This is a genomic window from Ruficoccus sp. ZRK36, from assembly GCF_019603315.1.
Classification (GTDB): domain Bacteria; phylum Verrucomicrobiota; class Verrucomicrobiia; order Opitutales; family Cerasicoccaceae; genus Ruficoccus.
In genome coordinates, this window is record NZ_CP080649.1 from 2,674,426 (window position 1) to 2,692,513 (window position 18,088).

The 18,088-nt window shown below is 58.8% G+C and carries 12 protein-coding genes, 1 tRNA gene and 1 other RNA gene; 9 read left to right on the forward strand and 5 right to left on the reverse strand.

Annotated features, from left to right (window positions below; all coding sequences use genetic code 11):
* Window positions 1-12: 12 nt before the first annotated feature.
* The gene (locus K0V07_RS11805) at window positions 13-2,481 is read left to right on the forward strand and encodes a heavy metal translocating P-type ATPase (protein WP_220621596.1); all 2,469 of its coding nucleotides are present in this window, start codon (window positions 13-15) and stop codon (window positions 2,479-2,481) included.
* 79 nt (window positions 2,482-2,560) lie between these two features.
* Window positions 2,561-3,139 carry an ATP:cob(I)alamin adenosyltransferase gene (locus tag K0V07_RS11810; RefSeq protein WP_220621597.1) on the forward strand — a complete coding sequence of 193 codons (579 nt, stop codon included), beginning with the start codon at window positions 2,561-2,563 and terminating at the stop codon, window positions 3,137-3,139.
* 94 nt (window positions 3,140-3,233) lie between these two features.
* Here the strand turns inward: K0V07_RS11810 and K0V07_RS11815 are convergent, their stop codons facing one another.
* Window positions 3,234-4,052, reverse strand: a complete 819-nt coding sequence (locus K0V07_RS11815; RefSeq protein WP_220621598.1) for an alpha/beta fold hydrolase — start codon at window positions 4,050-4,052, stop codon at window positions 3,234-3,236.
* A gap of 200 nt (window positions 4,053-4,252) precedes the next feature.
* On the opposite strand from K0V07_RS11815, the gene K0V07_RS11820 reads away from it, so the two are divergent.
* Window positions 4,253-5,479, forward strand: a complete 1,227-nt coding sequence (locus K0V07_RS11820) for a hypothetical protein (protein ID WP_220621599.1) — start codon at window positions 4,253-4,255, stop codon at window positions 5,477-5,479.
* A 16-nt stretch (window positions 5,480-5,495) separates the two neighbouring features.
* Here K0V07_RS11820 and K0V07_RS11825 read toward each other — a convergent pair whose 3' ends face one another.
* The 3 genes from K0V07_RS11825 to K0V07_RS11835 form a co-directional block, all read right to left on the reverse strand.
* On the reverse strand, window positions 5,496-8,879 hold the full coding sequence (locus K0V07_RS11825; protein WP_220621600.1) for a mechanosensitive ion channel domain-containing protein: 3,384 nt from the start codon (window positions 8,877-8,879) through the stop codon (window positions 5,496-5,498).
* A 99-nt stretch (window positions 8,880-8,978) separates the two neighbouring features.
* Window positions 8,979-9,052: transfer RNA gene (locus K0V07_RS11830), tRNA-Gln, on the reverse strand.
* Between the two features lie 102 nt (window positions 9,053-9,154).
* Window positions 9,155-10,003, reverse strand: coding sequence for an AraC family transcriptional regulator (locus tag K0V07_RS11835; RefSeq protein ID WP_220621601.1), 849 nt, complete (start codon window positions 10,001-10,003; stop codon window positions 9,155-9,157).
* Between the two features lie 74 nt (window positions 10,004-10,077).
* On the opposite strand from K0V07_RS11835, the gene K0V07_RS11840 reads away from it, so the two are divergent.
* The 3 genes from K0V07_RS11840 (at window position 10,078) to K0V07_RS11850 (ending at window position 15,485) form a co-directional block, all read left to right on the forward strand.
* Window positions 10,078-13,104, forward strand: a complete 3,027-nt coding sequence (locus tag K0V07_RS11840; protein ID WP_220621602.1) for a glycoside hydrolase family 38 C-terminal domain-containing protein — start codon at window positions 10,078-10,080, stop codon at window positions 13,102-13,104.
* Between the two features lie 170 nt (window positions 13,105-13,274).
* Window positions 13,275-13,626: a transfer-messenger RNA gene (gene ssrA, locus K0V07_RS11845) on the forward strand.
* Window positions 13,627-13,799: 173 nt separating this feature from the next.
* The gene (locus K0V07_RS11850; protein ID WP_220621603.1) at window positions 13,800-15,485 is read left to right on the forward strand and encodes a site-specific integrase; all 1,686 of its coding nucleotides are present in this window, start codon (window positions 13,800-13,802) and stop codon (window positions 15,483-15,485) included.
* Window positions 15,486-15,510: 25 nt separating this feature from the next.
* Here the strand turns inward: K0V07_RS11850 and K0V07_RS11855 are convergent, their stop codons facing one another.
* On the reverse strand, window positions 15,511-15,807 hold the full coding sequence (locus K0V07_RS11855) for a helix-turn-helix transcriptional regulator (protein ID WP_220621604.1): 297 nt from the start codon (window positions 15,805-15,807) through the stop codon (window positions 15,511-15,513).
* Between the two features lie 42 nt (window positions 15,808-15,849).
* Here K0V07_RS11855 and K0V07_RS11860 point away from each other — a divergent pair, with 42 nt between their 5' ends.
* From K0V07_RS11860 to K0V07_RS11870, 3 genes are all read left to right on the forward strand, one after another.
* On the forward strand, window positions 15,850-16,431 hold the full coding sequence (locus K0V07_RS11860) for a hypothetical protein (protein WP_220621605.1): 582 nt from the start codon (window positions 15,850-15,852) through the stop codon (window positions 16,429-16,431).
* Window positions 16,432-16,717: 286 nt separating this feature from the next.
* On the forward strand, window positions 16,718-17,386 hold the full coding sequence (locus tag K0V07_RS11865; protein WP_220621606.1) for a hypothetical protein: 669 nt from the start codon (window positions 16,718-16,720) through the stop codon (window positions 17,384-17,386).
* Complete coding sequence (locus tag K0V07_RS11870; protein ID WP_220624091.1) at window positions 17,383-18,015, forward strand: recombinase family protein; 633 nt, start codon at window positions 17,383-17,385, stop codon at window positions 18,013-18,015. Before K0V07_RS11865 ends, K0V07_RS11870 begins: the two co-directional genes overlap by 4 nt.
* Window positions 18,016-18,088 lie beyond the last annotated feature (73 nt).

Genomic DNA, 18,088 nt, shown 5'->3' on the forward strand with positions numbered 1-18,088 from the left:
TGTGGGCCTGTCATGTCCAATAAGGAAGACTGCCCATGTCCGGAATCCGGTGATGCATGCCCGGAGGGCCAGCAGCCGTGCCCGGATTCACGGGCTTCGTGCCCGGCCGGTGTCGGCAGGACTGCGCGTCAGTCGCCCGGTGTTGTCGGGGTAGACATCGACCACGAGTCGGGTAAGATTGACATCCTTTACGATCCCGCGCGCACCACAAACGCGGACATCGAGCGTACGGCCCGTAAGCTGGGGGAGCAGATGGCGGCAGTGCCCGGCAAATGCGTTTTTCGTCTCAACGGCCGCGGCTGTGAAGAGTGTGCCCGGCGTATCGGTATCGATCTGGAGCGTCGTCCCGGTATCCGGCGCGCGAGTGCGTCGTTTCTCGGGGGGGTGCTCAGCGTCAGTTTTGACCAGGGTGGTCACAGCGAAGCCTCGGTGCTGGAGACAGCCCGACAGGCCGGGGCCGAGGTTGAACCGCTGGAGGAGGCGCTTCACCGGGAGGAGACGGAAAAGGAGGACTCCCGCAAGTCGCTCGGGGCCTTCCTGCGCTACTGGCTGACCGGTAGTCGCCTGGAGATGATCTTTACCGCGCTGACCCTCGTATGCATGGTCGCCGGTCTGGTCACCGAGAAGCTCGGGGCCGTCTCGCTGGTTTATAATACGCTCTACGTGCTCGCTTATGCCTTTGGCGGGTACTTCGGCACGCTGGCGGGCTGGGAGTCTATCCGTAAGCGGGTGGTCGATGTGGACCTGCTGATGATTTTGGCCGCGCTCGGGGCGGCCTACGTAGGCGCACCCTTTGAGGGGGCGATGCTGCTGTTTCTGTTTTCCTTTTCCGAGGTCTTGCAGACCTTTGCCATCGGGCGCACCCGCAATGCCATCAAGGCACTGGCGCAGATGCGCCCGCAGTCGGCCCACGTCCTGCGCGGGGACCGCATCGTCGAGACGCCGATTGCCGAGATTGAGCTCAACGCCCGCCTGTTGATCCGCCCCGGAGACCGCATCCCGCTGGACGGCGTGGTGGTCTCCGGCGAAAGCACGCTCGACCAAAGCTCCGTTACGGGTGAGTCGATGCCCGTCAACAAAGCCGTGGGCGACCCGGTCTTTGCCGGGACCATGAACCAGAACGGCTCGCTCACGGTCAAGGTCACACGCCTGGCCAAGGACTCGACCATCTCCAAGCTCATCCGCATGGTCGAGGAGGCGCAGTCCGAAAAGGCCAAGACGCAGCGCTTTCTGGAAAGTGCCGAGCAGTACTACGCCCTCGGGGTGATCATCTTTACCGTGCTGCTGGGCATCCTCCTGCCCACCGTTTTCAAGGTCCCGCTCGACGAGGCTTTCTATCGGGCCATCACGGTCATGGTCGTGGCCTCTCCCTGCGCGCTGGTCATCAGCACGCCTGCCTCCATCCTCTCGGCCATCGGTAACGGCGCTCGCCGGGGTATCTTGTTCAAGGGTGGGGCACACCTGGAGCAGGCGGCCACGCTAAAGGTCATCACCTTTGACAAGACCGGCACCCTGACCGAGGGGCAGCCGCGTGTAAACGAGGTCATCCCGTTCGCGGATATGTCGCGCGCCGAGCTGCTGCGGATCGCCGGGGCCGTCGAGGCCAAGTCCGAGCATCCGCTGGCGCAGGCCATTGTCGAGCTGGCCCGTGAGGAGGGCGCGGTGTTCCCCGAGTGCGAGGGCTTCCGCGCCGTCACCGGTAAGGGCGCGCTGGCTCGCGTCGAGGGCCGGACCATCGTGGTGGGCAGCCCGAAGTGGATGCGGGAGTATCACTTTGAAAATGCCGATGCGATCGAGGAGCGCGTGGCAGAGATTCAGGACTCGGGCCGCACAAATGTGCTCGTGGGCGAGGTTCACGAGCAGAGCAATACGGTAAAAGTGCTCGGCTCCTTCGCGGTAGCCGATCACCTGCGCGAAGAGGTGCCGGGCGTGATCAAGCACCTGCGTGAGCAGGGCATCCGCCGGGTCGTTATGCTGACCGGAGATGCCAACCGCGTCGCCAAGGCCGTTTCTGCCGAGGCCGGGCTGGATGAATTTTATGCCGACCTCATGCCCGAGGATAAGGTGCGCCTGATGAAGGAGCTTTCGCGCGGTGACAGTGTCGGTATGGTCGGTGACGGCACCAATGACGCCCCCGCGCTGGCCTCGGCTACGGTCGGGATAGCTATGGGGGCGGCTGGCAGCGATGTCGCTCTGGAGAGCGCCGATGTCGTACTCATGGCGAACGACCTGAAGCGCATCCCGTACATGATCGCGCTCAGCCACGCCGCACGCCGGGTCATGCTCCAGAACCTGATCTTTGCCGCCGGTGTGATCGTCGTCATGGTGCTCGCGACGCTGCTCCTCCCACTCGTCGGGTTGGAAGTACCGCTGCCACTTGGCGTCTTTGCCCACGAGGGCGGCACCGTGCTGGTCTGCCTCAACGGTCTGCGCCTGCTCGCCTTTAACGATAAGAGCCTTAATTGCGGTAGCGGGACGTAGGCAGGACATGATCCTGCGCCTGTTGCTGCTTTTGGGGTAGCCATGGCCGGGGGCGGCTTATATAACCTCTGGCTTTCTTATGCCACTTCCCAATATTGCCACCCGCCGCGGTGACAGCGGTAAGACAGCCCTGTGGTCCGGCGAACGTGTCTCCAAGACCGACCCACGCATCCGCATGACCGGCGAGATCGATCTCGCACTGGCCGTGCTCGGCCTGGGGCACCGCTATCTGCGAGCCGGGGACGATTTCGCCCGGCAGCTGAGCACAGACTTTCTGCACCTGCAGCGACGCTTCACCTACCTGATGGGTGAGGTCTCCACCAGCGAGGAGGGTAAGGAGAAATTCATTGCGCAAAAGGAAGCTATCTCCGAGGCCGACGTCGAGTTTATCCAGGGCGTTTACGAGCGCCTGCGCAAGCACCTCGACGACATCGGCTACAAGTTCGATTTCAGCTCTTGGAAAGTCTCCGGGGAGACCGGCGAGGCCGCTGCACAGTTCCACGTCATCCGGGCCACCTTCCGCCGTGTAGAGCTGCAGCTCTGGGACCTGCATGAGCAGGGCTTCACCATCCGCGAGCCGCTCCTGAAGTGCCTCAACCGCTTCTCCGACGTGCTCTTCTACACCTCCGTCCTGCTCGAAGAGCCGGCTGGTGCGTGACCGCACAGGACACTCCGGCTGGAGCAGCATTGAAAGTGCAGGCTCTGCCTGCCGCGGGTGCGGGGCGCGGAGCCCCGCAAAAAAAACATCTCTCTCACACCACGAGCGTCGGCTCGTGTCCGCTGCCGATAAAATCCTGCACGGCGCGGGTGAAGGCCGCAGGCGCTTCCCACGGCACGCGATGGGCGGCGCCGGGGGCGGCCCGGAAGGTAAAGGTCGGGCAGGCTGCGGCGAGTTTTTCGCCGACTGCGCTGTAGGCTGGGTCGTCGGCCCCGGCCAGAAAGAGCACGGGCGGTTCCGGCAGGCGCGAAAGCTCCGGCAGCAGATCGTCCTGGCGGCCCTTGGAAAAGGCATCAAAGAGCCGGGCGATTTTTTCGCGATCGAAGTCCCCCTCACGTGGCGCACGGGCGTTCGCACGGCCCCCAAAGACTCCCTGCGCATCCCACTCGGCCAGGAGCTGTTCCCACGGCTCACTGAGAAAACGCTCTCCCCAGTGCTGGTCGTGGGCGAGCCGGGCGGCTTTGGCGTTCTCGTCGGCCAGGCCGGAGTCCGCACCGACGATGATAGCCCCTCTCCATAGCGTCGGCTGCTCCACCAGCGCGTGCAGCGCCAGCCGGCCTCCCAGCGAGTACCCCAGCAGCCACGGGCGGTTGTCGTCAGCAGCTCTTTCTTTCTGCTCAGCAGCCGTCGTCTCCCGCTCCACCCGTTGGCAAAAATCCGCCGCCCAAGTCCGAAAGGGGTTCTTATCCTGCGCGAGGGCGTCCGTGAGCAGGGCTTGCGTGGTGTCCGCCCAGAGGTCCTGCGTCCGCCACTCCAGCGGCTGTCCGTCCGGCCCATGCACCATGCCGTCAAACCGCTCCCAGACGGCGGGAGTCTGGAGATTTCCGTGCAGGGCGTACAGAGGGGAGGGCATGGTCAGTGGAGGATTCGGATCGCCATTGAGTGAACATCTCCCCGCGCCCACGGGCGAGCACAAAGCCCTGCGTGGGTACATCCTCATCAATGAAAACGTGAACAAATGTTTACTAAAACAACTTGCGCGGGGGGACAAGATCGGCGAGAGTGGGGAGGTCCGAGAGTCCGGTTTCGGTTCTCACTTTTTCCCGAAAAACCATGCCACTGCGCTACATCTTTGTCGATCTGGACAGCTACTTCGCCTCCTGCGAGCAGCACCTCCAGCCGCGCCTGCGCGGGAGACCGGTCGGTGTCGTGCCGGGTATGAACGAGGGGACCTGCTGCATCGCGGCCAGCTACGAGGCCAAGGCCTTTGGGGTGAAAACCGGCACCGGCGTGCGCGAAGCGCGTTTCCTGTGCCCGCAGATTACGCTGGTCGAGGCGCAGCCGCGCCGCTACGTGGAGCTGCACCACCAGATCAAGGACGCGGTCGAGCGTCACCTCCATGTGATCGAGGTGAAATCCATCGACGAGATGTACGGCGAGCTGCCGAGCCATCACCGTAACGAGGCTGATGCGCGGCGCATCGTGGAGGACATCCGTGCTGACATTGCAGCGGAGATCGGCCCCTCGCTGAGCTCCTCCTACGGGATCGGCCCAAACATCCTCCTGAGCAAAGTCGCCAGCGGGATGAACAAGCCCAGCGGCACGACCTTTATCCACGACCACAGCTGGCCGGGATGCTTTTCGGCGCTCAAGCTGCGCGACTGGTACGGGATCGGTAAGAATATGGAGCGTCGCCTGGCGGCCCACGGTATTCGCACGATCGAGCAGCTCTATGCGGCCTCCTGTCGGGAGCTGCGGCATATCTGGGGCGGGATTGATGGGGAGCGGCTCTTTGCCGAGCTGCGCGGAGCCGAGGTGGAGCGCCCGCCCACGCGCCGCCGCAACCTCAGCCACTCGCACGTGCTCCCGCCCCGCAAGCGCACCCGCTCGGGAGCCTTCGCGGTGCTCAACCGCCTTACGCAAAAGGCCGCCACCCGGCTGCGCCACGAGGCCTTTTTCGCCGCCTCAGTCGAGATTGGTGTGCGCTATGACTTTCAGTCGAAGTGGACTGCTGAGACGCACTTTTTCGAAACGCAGGAGACGGCGGTTTTTCTGAAAATGATCCGTAAGCTCTGGGAAACGATGCCGGAGGGCCTGGGCGATCCGACACAGGTCTGGGTCGTACTCGGCGGACTGCTCCCGGTCGAGCAGGATTGCCCACCGCTTTTTGACGAGTGGCGCGACGAGCGCCGCTTACGGCTCGATCGGGCCATGGACGCCTTGAACCGCCGCTACGGGACCCGCTGCCTGTACTACGCCGCTGCGCATGAGGGCCGTGACGAGGCCCCGATGCGCATCTCCTTTACCCATGTGCCCGACCTTGAGGTCGAGCGCGACTGATGTTCCGATTCGTGTATTATTTTTCCGATACAGGTGCTTGTTCGCTCTTCTCTGTCGGGTCGTCGCGGACGATGTGTAGCGTGCGCTGCGGGAAGGGGATCTCGATGCCCTCGGCAGCGAAGCGCTTGACGATGGCGTGATTGATCGCGCTCTGGGTATCGAGCCGGAAGTCCATGCTCTCCAGATACGCGAAGCAGATAAAGTTCAGCGAGGAGTCGGCCATCTCGGTGAAAAAGATGCGCGGGGCCGGGTCTTCGAGCACGTTTGGCGTCTGATCGAGGATTTCCTTCAGGATCTTTACGACCTTCTCGGTGTCCGTGCCATAGGCCACCCCGACGGGGATTTTCAGCCGCGTCATGGTATCGCTCAGCGTCCAGTTGATGAGCTTGCCGGTGATGATGGTCTTGTTCGGGACGATGACCTCCCGCCGGTCAAACTCACGGATCGTGGTGCCGCGGATACGGATGCGTGCAATGCTTCCCGTCGTGTCGTCGATGGTGACGATGTCCCCGACGCGGATCGGTCGCTCGAACAGCAGGATGATGCCCGCCACCAGATTACCAAAAATCTCCTGCAGCCCGAAGCCGAGCCCCACCGACATGGCGGCGATCAGCCACTGGACCTTGGCCCACTCGATCTGGGCGATGATGCTGGCCCAGATGACCCCGCATAGGACGATGCAGTACGCCACCAGCGTTGAGAACGCATGCCTGTTGCCGGGACTGATACTCTTTATCCTGCGGACGATAACGATCTCGATAATGCCCGGCAGATTGGTCGTCATCACGATGGTCGTGATGACGCAGATGATGAGCATCACGACCTGCCCCAGCGTCAAAATGGGGGAGTCGTTGCTGCCGATCAGCGGGTAGTCCGAGAGCGTGCGAAAGGCCGGTAACGCGCCGTGCCAGATCAGCGCCAGCCCGATGATGAAGAACACCACGCGCAGCAGGTTGAGAATCTGGCGAACCTGCGGGTCGATTTCGCGCCAGCTGGTGTTCTCGTTTTCCTCCTCAATCACCGGGGTGTCCCCAGCGGTATTCTCTTCGGTGGCTTTTTCCGCAGCCTGTGCACGCTCCAGCATGATGGCCTTGTAGCGGTGGATGCGCAGGTAGCGGGAGAGCAGGCCGTCGATGACCGCAATGCCTGCCAGCAGCCACAGCGTGTAGACTGTGGTGCGGACCATGGCCATCACCCCGGCCATGTAGCCCAGGCTGATCGTCACGGCGAGCATCGTTACCCAGCCCATCAGCAGCAGATATACGCCCCAGCGCAGTACCGCGTGGCGGAACAGCCCGAAGCGCATCCCGCTGTCGGCGAAGATACCGCGGTCCGGGTGGAAGACCCGCCGGAATGCAAAGATGAGCAGGATCAGCGCGATCAGGTACAGCACGCGTGAGCCTGAGTTCGTATCGAAGAGGACCCCGTAGTAGAGCAGAAAGCTCGCGGCAAAAGTCACGAAATACGCCGGCAGCATGAGCAGGCGGACCGTGCTGTTAATGGCCCGGCAGGACTGCTCGCTCCAGCGGAAGTGCTGGGCCCCGAGATTGTTCGGTAGCGAGAGGCGATAGAGCAGCATAAGCGAGATCGTGCCGGGTATGATGCGGAAGCAGGTGGACGAGATGGCGTTCGAGAAGGAGTCGTCGATACTCGGGATGTCCACCGTCCAGGCGATGCCCAGCAGCGTCAGCACGGGGATCAGCGATAGGCCAACCTCGAACAGCAGCAGCAGAAGCGTATCCGTGAACTCGGCGTCGCCCAGCGTTCGCTGTCGCAGAGGTGCCAGACGGCGGCCGACACGTCGGGCCACAAGGAGCAGCAGAATGGTACCCAGGAGGGTGAGGGCCAGACGCTGAAAACCATAGCTGAAAATATTGCTGATGGTACGCCCTGTGCGCTCGGTGATGTCCTTGGCGATACTGGGCAGCGCCATGAAGTCCTGCTCGGATAGACGGTCCCGGTCCGGGATCCACAGGAAGTTCTCGGCTGCAAATTCTTGAAAGGACTCGACCGCAGCCAGCGCACTGTCAACCGCGGTCGCCGTCGAGACGACAGCCTCGAAGTAGTTATCCGTATCGGTGACCAGCCCTTTGAGGATATCCGCCCGCTGGGTGAGGAGCTCGTGCAGCAGACGCTCGCGCACGGTCTTCTCGGCCTCGTTTGTGAGCTTCGGGAGCTGCTCGCGGTAGGTGGCCATGGCTTCGTCGATGTCGGCGGCCTTGTCCCTTTCCTGTTCGAGGTCGAAAAGGTTGAGCTGCACCTCGCGCACCCGGTCGTTTATATCCTCCTGCTCGCTTTCGAGCTTCTCGGCACTGGGCAGGGTGCGCCGCTCACGGTGCAGCATGGCCCCGACGGATAGGGAGTGCCCGGCGATCGCCAGGCGCTGCTCGACCTTGTTGAGCTGGGCCTGAGTCTGCTCGGTGAGTTCATTATAGTAGGCCAGTTGGTCGTTCTGCTTGCCGATTTGCTCGGTCAACTGCTTACGCGCGGTGATCCAGCTCTGGTTCTGCTGGGCAATCTGCCGCAGGACAGGGTCCTGCATGGCAGCCTGGCGCATGGCCTGCCGTGCCTCTTCCTCCTGCTTGTTGAGGGCAGCCTTGCGTAAGCTTTCGACCTGATCGTTGAGGGCGTCGATGCGGGCGGTCAGAGCGGCCTGCTGAGCCTCGGCGAGTTCGCGTTGCGCATTCCGGTAGGTGCGCCGCAGGTCTGAGGTGGCCGTCTGCCGCTCCAGTAGCGAGAGCTGTGCCTGAAGCTGCTGGATCCGGGCCTGCCGGGCGGCCTTCTCGGCAGGGCTGCCGCTCTGGTTTTTCTTTAACTCACTGAGGCGGGCCCGCAGCTCGTTGACCTGACCGGAGGCTGCGAGCTTTTCCTCCGGGAACTTGCTGATCCGCGCCCGAAGGTCCTGCAGTTGCGCATTGATGGCATCCTGCTGGTTCCTGAGCTGAGTGAGGAGGGTTTCGGCGTCGGAAAGCGCAGTCGGCGGTGGGCTGTCAGGCGTCTGTTTGACGAGGGTGGCTTGCTCCTTGAGCGTCTGCGTGTCGGCTTGCGCGGAGCTGACAACTTTCTCCAGGGCTGCCAGGTCGGACTTGTACTGCTGCGCCTCCTGGAGCGAGCTTTTGGCGTCCTGGATGGCCTTGTAGTCGCTGCTGGCGGGTTGATCCTCCTTCGGGGCGGGGTAGCGCTCCTCAAGCCCGCTCAGGATATCGACGGTGATCTCGCTGGTGATGGTCTGGCCGGACTGGGCCGGGGCATTGGGCTGCGCGGTGGCGTTGTCCTGGGCCAGCAATAAAACCGGCAGGAAAAACAACAAACTGAAAACCTCGAGCCGGGCGCGTCGGGAGAGGTAACCGAAAAGGGCCGCGCACCATGACAATGCGAAGTCCGGTGATGCGGATTTCATGCCCGCAGTCTCTGCCACAGGTGTCTTTGCGTCAAGCTCCGGCTCACACTGTGACCGGGCATTAGCCTTTGTCCGTCAAAGACATGCCGCTATTAAAAGTGGCAGGCCCGCAGGGATTCGAACCCCGACAAACAGAACCAGAATCTGTCGTGCTACCGTTACACCACGGGCCTAAGTCGAAGCAAAAGGAGAGCATGCTTACTCGTCAAGGCGTATAATTTCAAAAAGTTGAAAAGAATTCACACAGACGGCATTATTAGTCGGATTATTTAGCCCTAATCCCTGGTGTGATGCGGGATACCGGCCCTCAGGCGGTATTGGCGCGGTGTCGTGCCGTAAGTCTCGCGAAAGAGCTTATAGAAGTGCCCGAGGTTATCGAAACCGCACTCAGCGGCGATATCGACGATCTGCTGGGCCGTTGTTTCAAGCTGCATGGAGGCCCATTTGAGGCGGGCGCGGTTGACGAGTTGGCTCGGAGTCGTCCCCAGATAGCGCCGACAGTCCCGGCAGACATGCTCATGGCTGCGACCGGCCAGCCGCACAAGCTCGGGCACACCCCCGGCGAAGCGCGGCCAGGACTGGATGCCGCGCTCGGCCCGGATGAGCCACTCCGGGGCAGGGGAGCGTTGTTTCCGGTGGCTGAGTTGGTTGGCAAGCACGGCGAGCACCCCCATCAGGAACGCGGTTGCATTGGTCTCGCTCCAGCGCCCGGCCGCCAGATCGAGCCCCATCTGCCGGACGCGTTCCCGGTCCTCAGGGCCGATCTGGAATTCGCGGTCTTCGATTCTTTCGCGGTCAAAGAAACGTGGTTTCCCGGGCCAGAAGTTATCCCTGACCCGGTGCCAGATATCGGGCCGAAAGGCGAAGTTGATCAGGCTGAGTTTACCGTCCGCATCCGCCGCTGAGAAATCGTGCCAGTCATCGTCTCGGATCAAAGCAAAGTAGCCTGTTTCCATCCGTCTTTCATGCCCTTTGTATAAGTGTATGCCCTCGCCGCTTTCGATCCAGAAAAACTCAAAAAAGTCCTGTTTGTGGGGGTTGTTAAGGGGTCTTTGCGAGTAGGTCCATGCTTCGTATGTACAGGGATACCGTTTCGGCCAACTCTGGCATGATAAAAAACGCATCAAATAATCGTAATAAATAGTCAGGGCATCGCAAGATATTGATCGCTGAAAAATGGTAGAGTCAAAGCATTGTTATGTTCCCTAAAACCCAACTCCCCCAACTGATCCCCAATCGCCTCGGTAACTGCCTGGACCGGCTCAAAAGTGCCATCTGGCAAGACGAATGCCTCGTGTCTGTGGCAGCCTCCGAGCCATCCCCAACCCAGCTCCCGCTCGCCGAGGGAAAACAGCTCCAACTCACACCGGTCGAGCCCTGCTCATCCTGGGGGAAACTTTTTGACCAGCGTTGGTGCAGAGTCACGCTCAACAAGCCCGCTGATGCCAACACCTGGCTGCACTGGATCGATCAGGGTGAGGCCACTCTCTACGTCGATGACGAGCCGTACTATGGCTTCAATGTCGCGCACCGTTACTGCCGCCTGCCCGAGGGTGTAAAGGTGCTCTGGGTGCAGTCGAGCTGCATCCAGAGCGCGATCTGGCACCCGGAGGCCAAGCCCATGAAGGCGGGCAGTTTGTTTGAAAAGGCCTTTATCGCTCGCCGTGACGATGAGGCCTGGGGAGCCTACCATGATTTGAAGTGCCTCTTTGACCTGGCTCTCGACCAGCGCCGCCGGGAAAACCCGCAGGCACCCGAGGGGCTGGTTGGGATCGGCTTTCAGCCGCTGCTTGAGCGTCACACCCCGGTGCTGCGCCTGATGTTTCGGGGCATGGCAGAGGCTGTGGATGCGCACGACCGCGAGGGCCCCGCCGCGTTACGCTGTGTATTGGCCGGCCTCTACAAGCAACTGCGGGATGACAAGGTCTTCTCCCGCTGTGTCCTGACGGGCCACGCGCATATCGACCTGGTCTGGATCTGGCCCGAGCGCATGGGCGAGCTGAAAGCCGTCAACACCTTCGCCACCGCTAACCGGCTCATGCAGGAGTACCCCGAGTACAAATTTGCCTACAGCCAGCCCGCCAGCTATGAGGCTGTCGCCCGTCGCGAGCCGAGTCTCTACGCGCAGGTGCTGCAGCGTATCCGCGAGGGTCAGTGGCAGGCAACGGGCGCCATGTATGTGGAATCCGATACAAACCTCGCCTGTGGCGAGGCGCTCGCGCGCAGCTTCCTGCTCGGGCAGCAGGGCTTCTCGGCCATCAATGGAAATCGCTCTCGCCTGACCTGGCTGCCCGATGTCTTCGGCTACTCGGCCTGTCTGCCGCAGATCATGGCGCAAACTGGCGTGGACTACTTTTTCACCACCAAGCTGAAATGGAACGCCGTCAACCGCTTCCCCTACAGCAGTTTCGTCTGGCGCGGCAACGATGGCTCCGAAGTCCTAGCCCACGTCACGCCGGAGGCTGGCTATAACGGCGATGTCAGTGTCGGCGGTGTCGTCGGCCCCATGCTGACCCATCAGCAGGCGGATGTGCATCAGGAGTACCTCCTGCCCACCGGCTACGGTGACGGCGGTGGCGGCCCCACCGACGAGATGATGGAGCGTGCCCGCCGGTTGGGAAATCTTCCCGGCATGCCTGCTATGGAGTGGGACCATCCAGAGTCGTTTTTCGAGCGCATGGAGTCCGTCAAATCAGAGCTGCCCGTCCATCAGGGCGAGTGCTATCTGGAGTATCATCGCGGTACCTACACGACCCACGGAAACCTCAAGGCTGCCTTTCGCGGGCTCGAGCGTGCCCTCCAGCTGGCCGAGGCCGTGTCTGCCGCCACCGGCCAGCGCTGGGATCTGGAGCACGCCTGGAAGCGACTCGTCTTCGCGCAGTTCCACGACTACATCCCCGGCAGCTCTGTTTGGGACGTCTACCTGGAGGGGGTGCCCGAACTCGAAGCGCTCGCTGAGGATCAACGGGCCAAGGCGGCGGATGCGCTCAACGTTGAGGATGGCGAGCTCTGTGTGTTTAACCCGCACGCCATCACGGTTAAAAAGTGGATCAAACCGACCGCTAAAAAGAAGCCCGTCTATGTGACGCTACCTCCGCTCAGTGGATCGTGTATCGATAATGTCATGACAGCCGAGCCCGAGTCTGTACACGTTAAGGGAAAGACCGTCTCCAACGGACTGGCTTCATTTCGCGTCAACGCCTCCGGCTGGATTGACCGGCTGGAGTGGGAGGGTGTGGCCGTGCCCCTGAGCGGCCCGCTCGGGCAGCTCACGCTTCACCCAGACCGAGCCGCCCGTTATGATGCCTGGGACATCGACCGCCATGTCCTGGCTCTCGGTGAAGTCTGCAAGGCCAAGCCCACGCTCGAACCTTTCGCGGACGGTCCCCAGCGGGCCGGTGTACGTGTAAGCCGCCCCGTGGGTGATAAAAGCACCGCCACGGTGAGCTTCATCCTTGAGGCAGGAAGCCCGCTCCTCCACATCGAGGTCGAGCTCGACTGGCAGGAGCCGGAGCACTTGCTCAAGTTGCATTTCCCGACCGAGTATGCCGCCGCTCAGGCACGCTTTGGCATCCCCTACGGCAGTGTGTTGCGGGCCCAGCAGCCCGGCTCGATGGGCGCTGAGGCCATGTGGGAGGTTCCCTTTAGCCGGTATCTCGCGGTCTTCGACGAAGGCGAGCGCGAGGGGCTCTTTGTCGTCAGCGAGTCAACGTACGGGGTCAGCGTGCGCTCGGGTAGCGTCGGCGTCAGCCTGGTGCGTAGCCCCCGTGTCAACGGTTTTGACCCCGAGCATGCTTCCCCCTGGCCGCATCATCTGAGCCGGCTGGAGGTGCCTGGTCCATATAGCGATATCGGTCGCCATGCCATTCACTTGGCCATCGGTCGCTATGACAGCACGCTCCCACGCGAACGCCAGCCCGCCAGTCTGGCCGACACGCTTTACACGCCTCCGGTTGTGTACACGGGGAAGGAAATCTCCCCAGTGATCAAAGCGCTGGAGGGCGGAGACTCACTCGTGCCGTGTTGGGTGAAACCAGTGGAAAACAGTGGCTGGATACTGCGCCTGCATGAGGTCGGCGGACGCCGCGGCGAGTTAAACGTCCGCCTCGCCGACGGTTGGAAGCTCGAGCGCACAACGATCGAGGAGGGCGCCTTCAGCTCCTGCGGCGATACCCTACGCTTCAAGCCGTATGAGGTTGTTAGCCTCTGTGTGGTGCGCGAGTAGAGTTGCATTTCGCGCTTGAAAGTACGCCTCAGCGGGGCGATATTTATCCTCTTGTTCTTTGAGAAACGCCCACGGGTGCATGGCGAGCGAACCGCTCGGCCTTGTGTGTCCCGTCCCGCATTTCTCAATTTTCAGGCCCCTGTCACAGACACGCCTGAGACTCTGATTGTGGGGGTGTTCCGGATTCGACCCGGAGCCGTAGGGCCTGGCTGCATGCCGGAGATGATGGTTGGCTCCGTATCAAATCCATCAAAATCATATATGGCGAACATGAATACGCCATGGCTGCCTAATTAGCGCAGTCACGCAGAAGGGCTGATACCTGTTAAGCCTGGAAGCGATCATCTAGCAGGCATAGTCCGCTCCGGGCGTCCGGGAGAGGGCCGTACTCCAACAGGACTCTCGCCTCGTGAAAGCGCGCTTTATCGCGTTCTCGAGGTTAAACTAAACATAAAGCTAAGCATGTAGACGCCTTGTCTGAAACCTCCGGACACGCGGGTTCGACTCCCGCCACCTCCACCAATTTTTCCTATCTTGCTATGTATCAACGCATAGCCTTGTGATAGAGCGATTTATCCTCGATTTGATACAACAAGTTGATACAAATCGAAAGGATGGATCAAGTGCCTAGGAGACCCAATGGCCTCAGGAAACGAGGCAACACTTGGGAGTATCGAAGGGTTATTCCGAGTGACGTGCGTGATTCTATTGGCAAGAGCGAGATCATCCGTTCCCTAAAGACTTCAGACTATCAGAAAGCTTCGCGCAGGTACCAAGTCTACGAGATTGAAGCCAATAACCTGATTGATAGCGCACGGCGTAAGAAAAAGCAGCAAAGCCAGTCTGAACAAAGCCCTATTCCTTCGCTGTCGACTGAGGAAATCCAGTGTATGGTGCTGCAATGGTTCCACGAGCTAGAACGAGCATCCGAGAAAGAAAGAGATGAATACATAGACGAGGACTCTGAGATTCAGGGGAATATCATTGATGGCCTACAGGCAGACATCGCTGCACTGTCTGATGAAATAGGCCCAAGGAGTAGAGACAAGTACCACTCAGACATTGGGCAAGAGGAAACCGATAAGCTGCTTGAGCAAAATAATGTATTCCTCTCCCGAGACTCGGACACGTATATGCTTCTTAAAAAACAGGTTGTGCGTGGGTTGATTGAAAATTATGAACGTACGATACGGAGCCTTGGTCATCGAGGATTTCATCCTTTGTATGAGTATTTTCGAAATGTAGACGAAGTAACTCCTCCCCCGGAAAGTGTCAGAAATCATAAGCCCAAGAGTAAGGTGACGGTTCTGGCCCTTCTCGAACGCTATATGCAGGAAAAAGAAACCTCACCGCGAACTCGTTTGCAGTATGAGTCACATGCAGAACGATTTGCCGAATATATAGGACAAGACAAGTCCGTTGCTGAAATCACACGAGACGATTTCGTGAAGTACCGCGATCTACTGAAGCAGGTTCCCTCCAATGCCGCTAAGCATTTCCCCGGCTCGACCTATCAGCAGATCGTCCAAACAAAGAAAGCCAAGGAGCTGTCTAAGCTACATCCGCGTACAATCAACAAGAACTTTGAGACCCTTTCCATGCTTTTTAGACATGCCTGTGAATGGGGATGGGTAGTTCGGAACAACGCCCAGAAGTTACAGCTATCATTGGACTCTACTAAAATTACGCAGAATGGGAATTCATTTTCTACCGATCAGCTTACCACCATCTTTTCAGCGCCCCTCTATACTGGCTGCATAGATGATGAGAGGAATTATTCGAGGGTAGGCCCGAGAGTTGTCAAACGAGCCCGATATTGGATTCCCCTAATATCGCTTTATTCGGGGATGCGACTGAACGAGATATGCCAGCTCTACCTAGATGATTTAAAGGAATTGGATGGTATTCACTACATCATGATTCGAAAAACCAATGATGACGGATTGCCTCTTGCGGATAAACGATTGAAGAGTAAGGCAGCTATACGTGAGGTTCCCGTGCATCCCGAATTGCTGGAGCTTGGATTCATCGATTATGTGCAAGAACAGGCAAAGAAAAAGAGCACGCGCTTGTTTCCGGAACTAAGGTACAAGAATAACGGTTACTCCGATGATTTTCAGAAGTGGTTCAATCGCTTTTTGAGGTCAGTAGGGGTAAAGAAGAAAGCACGGGAGATCTGCTTTCATTCCTTCCGCCATACATTCAGGGATGCCTTGCGTGAGGCTGAAGTATTTTCCGAGCATTACAAAAGGATCTGTGGATGGACGGAATCTGACAGCACGGCCAGCGAATATGGTAGGGGTGTTGCTATTGCCACTCTTTACCGACAAATTTCAAAGGCGCAGTATCCGGCCCTCGACCTCAGCCACTTAAAACGGTGATGGTTATTGCAACCCGTTTCAAATTTTAGCTCTGGTACCCCTCTTTCAGGTCGGGGAGGGAGTCTTTAGTTTCCCCTAATGGCGGGAACAAGCTTTCGATGGGTACTTTCAGGATATGGGCGATGATGTGCAATTCGTAATCCTGCACAGACCTTACCTGATGCTCTATCTTGGATATGCCGGTTTTTTCCAGTCCGTCTAGACCAGCAATTTGCAGTTTGGCGGCAAAGGCTTCCTGAGTCAGTCCGCGAGCGGAACGAGCCGATGCTATCTGTTTGCCTACTACATTGCGAAAACGCCGACGTTTTGGTTGTTGCCCCACGGCGCAAAATAATAGCAGGTTTAATCACTCTGATGTTGCCCCGTGGATCAACTGTATGATAATGTTATTTTTTACCGAAAACTAACCATAACTAAACGCTTAGCCATCATGCACAGTTGTCCTGAATGCGGTCAAAACCTTCCGAATGTCGGTAAGAAATGCCCTCACTGCGATCATCGGTTCACGGATGAGGAGAAAGCAGCCTTCAAGGCCAAGCAAAAAGAATATGCTTTTGGCTGTCTGGGGCTTGTCATCCTCATGATTATCATCGGAGCAATCGCTAGCTGCATGGGAGATGATGACGGTAAAGACCTTTCTTTGGGGCATAAGCTTGCCATACTCAACTCCAATGAGCGGGTAAGTAAGGATGATGCGACGGTTAGGCGATTTGCCTATCTACTCGATGAAATTGCTGAAAAGACTGGGTACGATAAGCAGCGTATTGCCGATGTAACATATGGCGGCGTTGAGATGCTGAAAAAGAAATATGGGATAGAGGTTGGTTTGCTCAACTTCATGGAAGAAGCCAACACTGCCTTGGGCGAAGGCAATGAAATGAATATCCGATATGAAGATGTTGTTACCGGCATGATTATCACTATTTCGTCAGAGGCTGGACAATGACATATCCCGATTGGGAAGGTATGTGCCCAAACCGCTGAAACATGCCCTGTGTGAGCGAGTACTGGAGCTTTCTCAATTTCAACGAATCTGACAAAATCTTACAGTGCTGTGGTAAAAAAGGAAAAGCAGTCTGATCGTATTTTTCTCCTTAACGCACAAACCAACCTTTACCTGTTAAATGCGTTCTGAGTGTTCGTGTATGGAAAGCATTTTTTCGCCAATACGAGTTATTCAAGATAGACGTTGTTGTCCATTTTGCATAAGATGTTGCCGGTAGGCAGCACTGATGAGCGGCAAGTACATACCGATAACGAAAAAGGGCTACAGCCTCTTCGAGGTTTCGTCAGCTTTGCAAAAATCCATTCGGCGTGGGCTAGAGCGGGACGCCCTCTACTGGGGCTGGGAACTGGAGCTTTCCAACTACGGCAAATACTTCTGGAAGCGGATGGTGATCATCGCGGTCGAGGACATCGGGCCTGCTACGCAGGACGCGCACTTGCATGTGCTCAACTACCAGAAGGCTTACGAGGATTTGAAGAAACGAAAGGCCCACGAAACCTCGTTGATGATCGCCGCCGCTGTCGTCTACCTGTGCCGATGTCCGAAGAGCCGACTCTACGATTGGGTGAAGTGCTGGATGATCGACACGCACGATCACCGAAATCTCAAGGTGCCTGACTACGCCTTGGATGTGCACACACGGCGGGGGAAGCAAATGGGCCGGACGGTCGATGACTTTTTTGAAACGGGTTGCATCATCGAGCCGCACAAGGTCGCGCAGGGCGAGACGGAATACAGGGAGACCATGCGCGAGTTCTACTGCGAAACCTCACCCGGAGCGCGTGCGGCCAAGGAGTCTTGCAAGGTGCTGCCTGATGAGCACCCGGATCGACTGGGGAAATTCAAGAAGCCGCTTTCGGATAAGCAGCAGATCGAGTTGTTCGAAGATTTATGAACTACATCGCCTACTACAGAGTCTCGACGGCGCGGCAGGGAGTGAGCGGACTCGGACTTGAGGCACAGCAGGAGGCAGTAGCCCGCTACTTGAGCACAGCGGGCGGCGTTGCGCTTGATTCCTTCGTCGAGGTCGAATCCGGCAAGAAAAAGAACCGTGTTGAGTTGGGGCGAGCTATTGCCGCCTGCAAAAAGCACAAGGCGATCCTGATTATCGCCAAACTCGACCGCTTGGCCCGCAATGTTCACTTCATCTCCGGCCTGATGGAGGGCGGGGTGGAGTTTGTTGCAGTCGATAATCCGCACGCAAACCGCCTTATGCTGCACATGCTGGCTGCTTTTGCCGAGCATGAGCGGGAGCAGATCAGCAAACGCACCAAGGAAGCCCTCGCCGCCGCCAAGGCTCGGGGCGTTCGGCTTGGCAGGAACGGAACAAAGCTGGCTTCTGAGAATAGGCGTAGAGCAAGCGACTTCGCCAAGGCTATACTTCCATCCATTCAGGAAATAAAAGGCCGGGGAATTGATTCTCTAAGCTCTATCGCAAGGGAATTAAACGACATGGGCATCCATACCCGCGAGGGTGGGCAGTGGCACCCCATGAGCGTCTCCAGAGTCCTGCGTCACGCCTAGGCAAGCCTGTTTACCCTAGCGGGTGAGATTTGCAACCCGTTGCAATGAGCATGACAATGATACGCTAAGCATC

Bases quoted from the DNA above. Each gene is read 5' to 3' on its own strand.
- K0V07_RS11805 (WP_220621596.1), top strand. From the start codon at position 13: ATGTCCAATAAGGAAGACTGCCCATGTCCGGAATCCGGTGATGCATGC.
- K0V07_RS11810 (WP_220621597.1), top strand. From the start codon at position 2,561: ATGCCACTTCCCAATATTGCCACCCGCCGCGGTGACAGCGGTAAGACA.
- K0V07_RS11815 (WP_220621598.1), bottom strand. From the start codon at position 4,052: ATGCCCTCCCCTCTGTACGCCCTGCACGGAAATCTCCAGACTCCCGCC.
- K0V07_RS11820 (WP_220621599.1), top strand. From the start codon at position 4,253: ATGCCACTGCGCTACATCTTTGTCGATCTGGACAGCTACTTCGCCTCC.
- K0V07_RS11825 (WP_220621600.1), bottom strand. From the start codon at position 8,879: ATGAAATCCGCATCACCGGACTTCGCATTGTCATGGTGCGCGGCCCTT.
- K0V07_RS11835 (WP_220621601.1), bottom strand. From the start codon at position 10,003: ATGCGTTTTTTATCATGCCAGAGTTGGCCGAAACGGTATCCCTGTACA.
- K0V07_RS11840 (WP_220621602.1), top strand. From the start codon at position 10,078: ATGTTCCCTAAAACCCAACTCCCCCAACTGATCCCCAATCGCCTCGGT.
- K0V07_RS11865 (WP_220621606.1), top strand. From the start codon at position 16,718: ATGAGCGGCAAGTACATACCGATAACGAAAAAGGGCTACAGCCTCTTC.
- K0V07_RS11870 (WP_220624091.1), top strand. From the start codon at position 17,383: ATGAACTACATCGCCTACTACAGAGTCTCGACGGCGCGGCAGGGAGTG.